The sequence below is a fragment of the Methylomagnum sp. genome (genome assembly GCF_054333355.1).
The window spans coordinates 1-3,605 of record NZ_JBTEKS010000422.1; the positions used below are offsets into that span (position 1 = coordinate 1).

Below are 3,605 nucleotides of genomic sequence, written 5' to 3' on the forward strand. Positions count from 1 at the left end.
CAAAATGTCTGATCTAACCACTATCTTCGGCCCGGATGGCGCTCTCGCTCAACAATTGCCCGGCTACAAGCCCCGTCCGCAACAAGTGGCGATGGCGGAGTCCGTGGCCGAGGCGCTCAAGACCAATGGCTGCCTCGTGGCGGAGGCGGGCACCGGCACGGGCAAAACCCTGGCCTATCTGGTTCCGGCCATCTTGTCGGGCAAGAAGACCATCGTCTCCACCGCCACCAAGACCTTGCAGGACCAGCTTTTCCGCAAGGACTTGCCCCTCGTGCGGCGCGCCCTGAGCGAGCCATTCCGCCCGGCGCTGCTGAAAGGGCGCGGCAATTATCTCTGCCTCTACCGGATGGAGAACGCTTTCGGCGTGAAGGCCGGTCACGGCGAAAAGGACATCCAAGCCTTGGAAGCCGTCCGTCGTTGGAGCAAAACCACGGTCAGCGGCGACATCGCCGAGGCGTCCGGGGTGCCGGAGTCTTCCCAGCTTTGGCCGGCGGTCACGTCCACCGTGGATAACTGCCTGGGCCAGGAATGCCCGAAGTACGCCGATTGCTTCCTGGTCAAGGCCCGCCGCGCCGCGCAGGAAGCCGACGTGCTGGTGGTTAATCACCATTTGGTGTGGGCGGATTGGACGCTTCGTAACGATGGCTTCGGCGAAATCCTCCCGGAAGCCCAGGCCATCATCGTGGACGAGGCGCACCAGTTCCTTGAATCCGCCGCGCAGTTTCTCGGCCTGAGCCTCAGTTCCCGGCAGTTGTCCGACCTGACCCACGACATCGCCATCGAGCGCTTCAAGGACGCCCCGGATGCGCGGGGCTTGCTGGACGAGGCCGAGCGGCTGGAACGGTTGAACGCCGATTTGCGGCTGGTGCTGGGCGAGGACTCGCGGCGCGATGCCTGGCACGCGGTGGCGGATGACCCGGCGGTCGGCGAGGTGCTGGCGGCGTTGCGCTGGCAGTTGGCGACGCTGACCGACGAATTGAAGGCCGTGGCGATGCGCGGCAAGGGCTTGGAGTCCTGCGCCAAGCGCTGCGCGGATTTAGCGGTGCGGCTTGAGCTGTTCCTGGCCGAGGACACCGGCGAGACCGTGCGCTGGTTCGAGACCCGCAAACGCGGCTTTTCCCTGAACCGGACGCCTTTGGCCGTCGCCGAGGAATTCGCCAAGTTCCGGCAGTCCAGCAAGGCGGCCTGGGTGTTCGCGTCGGCCACGCTGACCGTGGGCGGGAAGTTCGACCATTTCACCGGCCAGTTCGGGCTGCGAGACGCGGTTTGCCAGGCGTGGGATAGCCCCTTTGATTACCGCCATCAATCGCTGCTGTATCTCCCGCCTGGCCTGCCCGATCCCGGCACACAGGATTACAACCGGGCGGCGTTGCGGGCCGTTGTGCCGGTGCTGCGGGCCAGCCGGGGGCGGGCATTCGTGCTGTTCACGTCGCACCAAGCCTTGCTGGAAGCCGCCGCGCTGTTGCCGTTGGCGGTGGATTATCCGCTGTTCGTGCAGGGCGCCCAGCCCAAGACGGCGCTGCTGGAACAGTTTAAGCGGGCGGGCAACGGCGTATTGTTGGGCACGGCGAGTTTCTGGGAAGGCGTGGACGTGCCGGGGACGGCGCTGTCCTGCGTCATCATCGACAAGCTGCCGTTCGCCGCGCCCAGCGACCCGGTGCTGAGCGCCCGGCTGGACAGCCTCAAGAAAGCTGGCCTGAATCCTTTCTCCGTCCATCAGCTTCCCGCCGCCATCATCACGCTCAAGCAGGGCGTGGGCCGCCTGATCCGCGACCAGGGCGACCGGGGCGTGTTGATGATCTGCGACCCGCGACTGGTCAGCCGCTCTTACGGCAAGCTGTTTCTGGACAGCCTGCCGGATATTCCGCGCAGCCGGTCGGTGCGGGATGTGGAACAGTTTTTCGCCCTCGAAGAGGCATAACAATACAAGCTGGAGTCCAAAGCTTGCTTTGGGGGTTTTTCTCCAAAGCAAGCTTTGGACTCCAGCGCTAGTCTCAACGGAGCCTTTAGCCCATGAAAATCCTCGCCATCGAAACCGCCACCGAAGCCTGTTCCGCCGCCGTGTATGACGCGGGCGGCGTGATCGAGCGTTACCAAGTGGCCCCCCGTGAACATAACCGGCTGATTCTGCCCATGGTGGAAGCGGTGCTGGCCGAGGCGGGCCTGACGCTGAATCAACTGGATGCGCTGGCCTTCGGGCGCGGGCCGGGTTCGTTCACGGGCGTGCGGGTGGCGGCGGGCGTGACGCAGGGCATCGCGTTCGGGGCGGATTTGAGGGTGGTGCCGGTTTCGACTTTAGCGGCGCTGGCCTTGGAGGCGCTGGAGGGGACCGGACTGGAATACGCCTACCCGTGTTTTGATGCGCGGATGGGGGAGGTTTATTGGGCCGTCTATCGTCGGGCGGGGGAGGGCGTGGCATTGGTGGTCGAGGAAGCGGTGTTGCCCGCGACGCAGGTGGCGTTTCCCGAGGACAGCCGGGGTGTAGGCATTGGCAGCGGGTGGGGGACGTATGGCGTGCCGTTGGCGGAACAGCTGGAAGGGCGGGCCGAGGTGGTATTGGCGGAGCGGTTTCCGCGTGCGGGGGTGATTGCGCGATTGGGGGCGGGGGAGTTTGGGCGGGGTATGTCGGTTCCGGTGGAAAAGGCTCTGCCGGTTTATTTGCGGGATAATGTGGCTAAGAAGATGGGGGAGCGGTGATATAAGCCTGAGTCGGACGCGGCGGCAAGCTCTAAATTTTGCAAGACCGGGTTCTCAAGCCGGAGCTTGGGAACCAGCGAACTTGAGTTTATACTTGTTAAACTTACATGTAAATCATATCAATCGCCATATTTTCTAATAATTTTTTAGCTATCCAGAGATAAGAGCAATCATCTTATGATAAAACTTGATTTTCCATTAGAAGTCATCGAACAGTTGCGGTATGAAAAACTGTATCATCCTCACCCCTTTGTTCGCAAAAAGATGGAGGCGCTGTTTTTAAAATCGCAAGGATATTCACATAATGAGATTTGCATAATCGTTGGGATTGGCGGGCGAGCCACCCTGGTTCGCTATCTCCGAGAATATCAAGAAGGCGGACTGGACCGGGTGCGGCAGTTGAAGTTCCGAAAACCCGAAAGCCCCCTGATGCCGCGTCGCGATGAAATCGAGAAGGCCATCGCCGATAACCCTCCGGCCACCCTCAAGGAAGCCCGCCACCTGATCGAAAAAACCACCGGGATCAAGCCAAGCCTAACCGCCGTGCATAAGTTTCTAAAAAAAACAGAGGTGGGCTTAACTGGTTGAATCTGACTCTCCGGCCCAGAGATGACGCGGATTCCTAAAAGATTCGCCAACTAATTTAGCCCATCTCCCAATATAAAAACAAATAATTTATCACAAATAATATTAAATGGTTTATTTGTTAGTTTTTAAAGCATACGTCAATCAAGCACCATCCCTATGCATTATCAATCGTTACACAACTCATTTGGTGGGTAGCTTCGATATAACCAAGTTGGTTTGCATGGCTTTGCTGGTAATATGTTTCTCGCTCTCACAAAAATATATTGGCCAAGGTCTAACTCTCTGTGTTTTATATAGCGTATGTTTTCAGCAATTCTCTT

General features: G+C 59.5%; 3 protein-coding genes. All 3 read left to right on the plus strand.

Translation table 11 applies throughout. The features are described from left to right. The coding region (locus ACXWUF_RS20425; protein ID WP_458496401.1) for an ATP-dependent DNA helicase at positions 1–1,921 on the plus strand (1,921 nt) is incomplete at its 5' end. 92 nt (positions 1,922–2,013) lie between these two features. Next, positions 2,014–2,697, plus strand: coding sequence for a tRNA (adenosine(37)-N6)-threonylcarbamoyltransferase complex dimerization subunit type 1 TsaB (tsaB, locus tag ACXWUF_RS20430; RefSeq protein WP_458496402.1), 684 nt, complete (start codon positions 2,014–2,016; stop codon positions 2,695–2,697). 177 nt (positions 2,698–2,874) lie between these two features. Further along, positions 2,875–3,285 (plus strand): hypothetical protein, encoded by a 411-nt coding sequence (locus tag ACXWUF_RS20435; RefSeq protein ID WP_458496403.1) that lies wholly within the window; start codon positions 2,875–2,877, stop codon positions 3,283–3,285. Positions 3,286–3,605 lie beyond the last annotated feature (320 nt).